This is a genomic window from Bacillus sp. ok061, assembly GCF_900108285.1.
GTDB classification, from domain to species: domain Bacteria; phylum Bacillota; class Bacilli; order Bacillales; family Bacillaceae_G; genus Bacillus_A; species Bacillus_A thuringiensis_S.
In genome coordinates, this window is the sequence record NZ_FNUW01000030.1 from 59384 (window position 1) to 65458 (window position 6075).

A 6075-nucleotide genomic window follows, 5' to 3' on the forward strand; every position below is an offset into this window, starting at 1 on the left:
TTTGTTTATTTCAAAAATACAATTAAAAAACTATCGAAATTATGAAAAATTAGAGCTTTCCTTTGAAGATAAGGTAAATGTAATTATCGGCGAAAATGCACAAGGGAAAACAAATTTGATGGAAGCTATTTATGTTTTAGCGATGGCGAAATCTCATAGAACCTCTAATGATCGCGAACTTATCCGCTGGGATGAAGATTTTGGTCAAATAAAAGGGAAATTACAAAAAAGAAACAGTTCTTTGTCTTTGGAATTAAATATTTCGAAAAAAGGCAAAAAGGCAAAATTAAATCAACTTGAACAACAAAAGTTAAGTCAATATATTGGCGTGATGAACGTTGTCATGTTTGCCCCAGAAGATTTAAATCTTGTAAAAGGAAGCCCTCAAGTAAGAAGACGCTTTTTAGATATGGAATTAGGACAAATAGCTCCTGTATATTTGTATGAATTAAGTCAATATCAAAAGGTGCTCACGCAACGAAATCACTTGTTGAAAAAAATGCAAGGGAATAGTAAGAATGAGGAAACGATGTTGGATGTATTTACACTTCAACTAATTGAGCATGGTGCGAAAATACTGCAAAAACGTTTTGAATTTTTGCAGTTGCTACAGGAATGGGCAGCTCCAATTCATCGGGGGATAAGCCGTGGATTAGAAGAGTTAGAAATTGTCTATAAACCAAGTGTAGATGTATCAGAATCAATGGATTTGTCGAAAATAAAAGAAGTATACTATGAAAGTTTTCAATCTGTGAAACAACGTGAAATTTTCCGTGGTACGACTTTAATTGGTCCTCATCGTGATGATTTACAATTCTTCGTTAATAGTAAAAATGTTCAAGTCTTTGGTTCGCAAGGACAACAACGAACGACCGCACTATCCCTAAAATTAGCTGAAATTGAATTAATTTATTCAGAGGTTAAAGAATATCCAATCCTTTTGCTGGATGATGTTTTATCAGAATTAGACGATTATCGTCAATCACATCTGTTAAATACAATTCAAGGAAAGGTGCAAACATTTGTTACAACGACGAGTGTCGACGGAATTGAACACGAAACATTAAAAGATGCGAAAACAATTCATGTAACGAACGGCACGGTAGATTGTGAAATAGATAGGGCATAAACCCCTGTTTAAATGGAAAAGTAGGTGATCTTTGTGTCAATGGAACAAAAACAAATGCAAGAAAATGCATATGATGAAAGTCAGATACAGGTACTTGAAGGACTAGAGGCAGTTCGGAAACGTCCGGGTATGTATATTGGATCTACGAGTGGGAAGGGACTTCACCACCTTGTATGGGAGATTGTCGATAATAGTATCGATGAAGCGTTAGCAGGGTATTGCGATGAAATTAACGTTAGTATTGAAGAAGATAATAGTATTCTTGTAACGGATAATGGACGTGGTATTCCAGTTGGTATACAAGAAAAAATGGGACGTCCTGCAGTAGAGGTTATTATGACTGTCCTCCACGCTGGTGGTAAATTTGGCGGTGGCGGTTACAAAGTTTCTGGTGGTTTGCATGGTGTTGGTGCATCTGTTGTAAATGCCTTATCAACAGAATTAGAAGTATTTGTACATCGTGATGGTAAAATCCATTACCAAAAATACGAAAGAGGTATTCCGGTTGCAGACTTAAAAGTCATCGGTGATACAGATAAGACTGGAACAATAACTCGCTTTAAACCGGATCCGGAAATTTTTAAAGAGACGACAGAATATGAATTCGATACGCTAGCGACTCGTATGCGTGAGTTGGCGTTTTTAAATCGTAATATTAAATTAACAATTGAAGATAAACGTGAACATAAGCAAAAGAAAGAGTTTCACTATGAGGGTGGAATTAAATCATATGTTGAACATTTAAATCGTTCAAAACAACCAATTCATGAAGAGCCTGTATATGTAGAAGGTTCAAAAGATGGTATTCAAGTTGAAGTTGCGCTTCAATATAACGAAGGATATACAAATCATATTTACTCATTTACAAATAATATTCATACGTATGAAGGTGGTACACATGAGGTGGGATTTAAAACTGCCTTAACACGTGTGATTAACGATTATGGTCGTAAAAATAACATTTTAAAAGATGCGGATAGTAATTTGACTGGTGAAGATGTTCGTGAAGGTTTAACAGCAATCGTGTCAATTAAACATCCAAATCCGCAATTTGAAGGGCAAACGAAGACGAAACTTGGAAATAGTGAAGCGAGAACGATTACGGAATCAGTATTCTCAGAAGCTTTTGAAAAATTCTTACTGGAAAATCCTAATGTTGCACGTAAGATCGTAGATAAAGGAACGATGGCAGCGCGTGCGCGTGTAGCAGCTAAAAAGGCTCGTGAGCTAACTCGCCGAAAGAGTGCTTTAGAAGTTTCGAGTTTACCAGGGAAATTGGCAGATTGCTCTTCTAAAGATCCAGCAATTAGTGAAATTTATATCGTAGAGGGTGACTCTGCGGGTGGATCTGCAAAACAAGGACGCGATCGTCATTTTCAAGCAATTTTACCGCTGAAGGGTAAAATTATTAATGTTGAAAAGGCACGCTTAGATAAGATTTTATCAAATGATGAAGTGCGTACAATTATTACGGCGATTGGTACAAATATTGGTGGGGACTTCGATATCGAAAAAGCACGCTATCATAAAGTTATTATTATGACCGATGCCGATGTTGATGGTGCGCATATTCGTACCCTATTATTAACGTTCTTCTATCGTTATATGCGTCAAATAATTGAGTGTGGATATATATATATCGCGCAGCCACCTTTGTTTAAGGTGCAACAAGGTAAAAAAATTCAATATGCTTATAATGATAAAGAACTTGAAAAAATATTAGCTGAGTTACCAGCCCAGCCGAAACCAGGAATTCAACGTTATAAAGGTCTTGGAGAGATGAATCCAACTCAGCTATGGGAGACGACAATGGATCCAGAAGTACGTTCATTACTTCAAGTTTCTCTTCAAGATGCAATAGAAGCAGATGAAACATTTGAAATTTTAATGGGTGATAAAGTGGAACCACGTCGTAACTTTATCCAAGAGAATGCAAAATACGTGAAAAACCTTGATATTTAAATGAGTAATGACAGGAATCTAAGTATTCCTGTCTTCTACATATAAATCAATGTATGTGTAACGGAAACGTAAGAGGAGGTGCTCGTTGATGTCAGACAATCAACAACAAGCACGAATTCGAGAAATTAATATTAGTCATGAAATGCGTACCTCATTTTTAGATTACGCAATGAGTGTTATCGTATCTCGTGCATTACCAGATGTTCGTGATGGATTAAAACCTGTGCATCGTAGGGTTTTATATGCGATGAATGATTTAGGAATTACAGCTGATAAAGCGTATAAGAAATCAGCACGTATTGTCGGTGAAGTAATCGGTAAGTATCACCCTCATGGTGATTCAGCCGTTTATGAAACAATGGTACGTATGGCGCAAGATTTTAGTCAACGTTATATGCTTGTAGATGGGCATGGTAACTTCGGTTCTGTAGATGGAGATTCAGCAGCGGCAATGCGTTATACAGAGGCAAGAATGTCTAAGATTTCTATGGAATTAATACGTGATATTTCAAAAAATACAATTGATTATCAAGATAACTACGATGGTTCGGAAAGAGAGCCGATTGTATTACCAGCGCGTTTCCCTAATTTATTAGTAAACGGTACGACAGGTATTGCAGTTGGTATGGCAACGAATATTCCGCCGCATCAACTTGGCGAAGTAATTGATGGTGTGTTGGCATTAAGTCATAACCCGGATATTACTATCGCGGAATTAATGGAATATATTCCTGGACCAGACTTCCCGACATCAGGTTTAATCTTAGGTCGAAGTGGCATCCGTAGAGCTTATGAAACAGGGCGCGGTTCTATTATGCTTCGTGCCAAAGTTGAAATTGAAGAGAAATCAAATGGTAAACAATCTATTATCGTAACGGAACTACCTTATCAAGTTAATAAGGCACGATTAATTGAAAAAATCGCAGAATTAGTTCGCGATAAGAAAATTGAAGGTATTACAGATTTACGTGATGAATCAGACCGAAATGGTATGCGTATTGTCATGGAAGTACGTCGTGATGCCAATGCAAACGTACTATTAAACAATCTATATAAACATACAGCACTTCAAACAAGTTTCGGTATTAATATGTTGTCTCTTGTAAATGGAGAGCCTCAAGTACTAAATTTAAAACAAAACTTATATCATTATTTGGAGCACCAGAAGGTAGTAATCCGTAGACGTACTGCTTATGAACTAGAAAAAGCAGAGGCACGTGCTCATATTTTAGAAGGATTACGAATTGCTTTAGATCATCTTGATGAAGTTATTACGTTAATTCGTAGTTCCAAAACGGCTGATATTGCAAAACAAGGTTTAATGGAACGTTTCGGTTTAAGTGAGAAACAAGCGCAAGCGATTTTAGATATGCGTCTGCAACGCTTAACTGGATTAGAACGTGAAAAAATCGAGCAAGAATATCAAGACTTAATGAATTTAATTGCTGAATTAAAAGCGATTTTAGCAGATGAAGAGAAAGTTCTTGAGATTATTCGTGAAGAATTAATAGAAGTAAAAGAGCGTTTCAATGATAAGAGACGAACAGAAATTACAATTGGCGGTATGGAATTTATTGAAGATGAAGATTTAATTCCTGAGCAAAATATTGCGATTACGTTAACTCATAACGGTTATATTAAGAGGTTACCAGCTTCTACGTACAAAACACAGAACCGTGGGGGACGTGGTGTACAAGGAATGGGTACGAATGATGATGACTTTGTTGAACACTTATTAACAACGTCTACTCATGATCATATTTTATTCTTTACAAACAAGGGTAAAGTATACCGTACGAAAGGATATGAAATCCCAGAGTATAGTCGTACTGCAAAAGGGCTACCAATTATTAACCTATTAGGAGTAGATAAGGGTGAGTGGATCAATGCCATTATTCCAATACGTGAATTTGGTGACGACCAGTTCTTATTCTTTACAACGAAACAAGGTATTTCTAAGAGAACACCACTTTCATCATTTGCAAATATACGTACGAACGGTTTAATTGCAATTTCGCTTCGTGAAGAAGATGAAGTGATTTCTGTACGTTTAACATCTGGCGATAAAGATATTATCGTAGGGACAAGCAACGGTATGTTAATTCGCTTCAATGAACAAGATGTACGTTCTATGGGCCGTAATGCAGCTGGTGTAAAAGCTATTACATTAGGCGAAGAGGACCAAGTAGTAGGTATGGAAATTGTTGAAGAAGATACGAATGTCTTAATTGTAACGAAAAACGGGTATGGTAAGCGTACTCCAGTTGAAGAGTATCGACTACAAAGCCGTGGTGGTAAAGGTCTTAAGACTTGTAACATTACAGATAAAAACGGTAAGTTAGTAGCGGTTAAGTCTGTAACAGGTGAAGAAGACATCATGCTAATTACAGCCGCAGGCGTTATTATTCGTATGCCAGTTGATCAAATCTCTCAAATGGGACGTAATACACAAGGTGTTCGTCTAATTCGTTTAGAGGATGAGCAAGAGGTAGCGACAGTAGCAAAAGCACAGAAAGATGAAGAAGAAGAATCTAATGAAGAGGTTTCTTCTGAAGAATAAGAGGGTGGATTTTTCCCCCTCTTATTTTTTTATAATAATACTTGCATAGTGATAGAAAAGTCTATATAATAGGCAGAGTCAGCAAATGAGAGGTACAAATTATCTTGAAAAACTTGTTGACGAAAATAATATACTATGATATATTATAAAAGTCGCTGAAACGCGATATTGAACTTTGAAAACTAAACGAAACAAACAACGTGAAACGTCAATTTTTATTTTTAGATGCTAGACAAACTAACTTTATTGGAGAGTTTGATCCTGGCTCAGGATGAACGCTGGCGGCGTGCCTAATACATGCAAGTCGAGCGAATAGATTAAGAGCTTGCTCTTATGAAGTTAGCGGCGGACGGGTGAGTAACACGTGGGTAACCTGCCCATAAGACTGGGATAACTCCGGGAAACCGGGGCTAATACCGGATAA

General features: G+C 36.9%; 3 protein-coding genes and 1 rRNA gene. All 4 read left to right on the forward strand.

Features of this window, described 5'->3' with window-relative positions:
• Position 1: 1 nt before the first annotated feature.
• Entirely contained in the window at positions 2-1129 is a 1128-nt protein-coding gene (gene recF / locus C4S65_RS27620; RefSeq protein WP_061667494.1) for a DNA replication/repair protein RecF, read from the forward strand.
• A gap of 39 nt (positions 1130-1168) precedes the next feature.
• On the forward strand, positions 1169-3091 hold the full coding sequence (gene gyrB, locus C4S65_RS27625; protein ID WP_000435979.1) for a DNA topoisomerase (ATP-hydrolyzing) subunit B: 1923 nt from the start codon (positions 1169-1171) through the stop codon (positions 3089-3091).
• Between the two features lie 88 nt (positions 3092-3179).
• Entirely contained in the window at positions 3180-5651 is a 2472-nt protein-coding gene (gene gyrA, locus C4S65_RS27630) for a DNA gyrase subunit A (protein WP_061667492.1), read from the forward strand.
• A gap of 243 nt (positions 5652-5894) precedes the next feature.
• Positions 5895-6075 (forward strand): 16S ribosomal RNA (locus C4S65_RS27635); the annotation flags it as partial.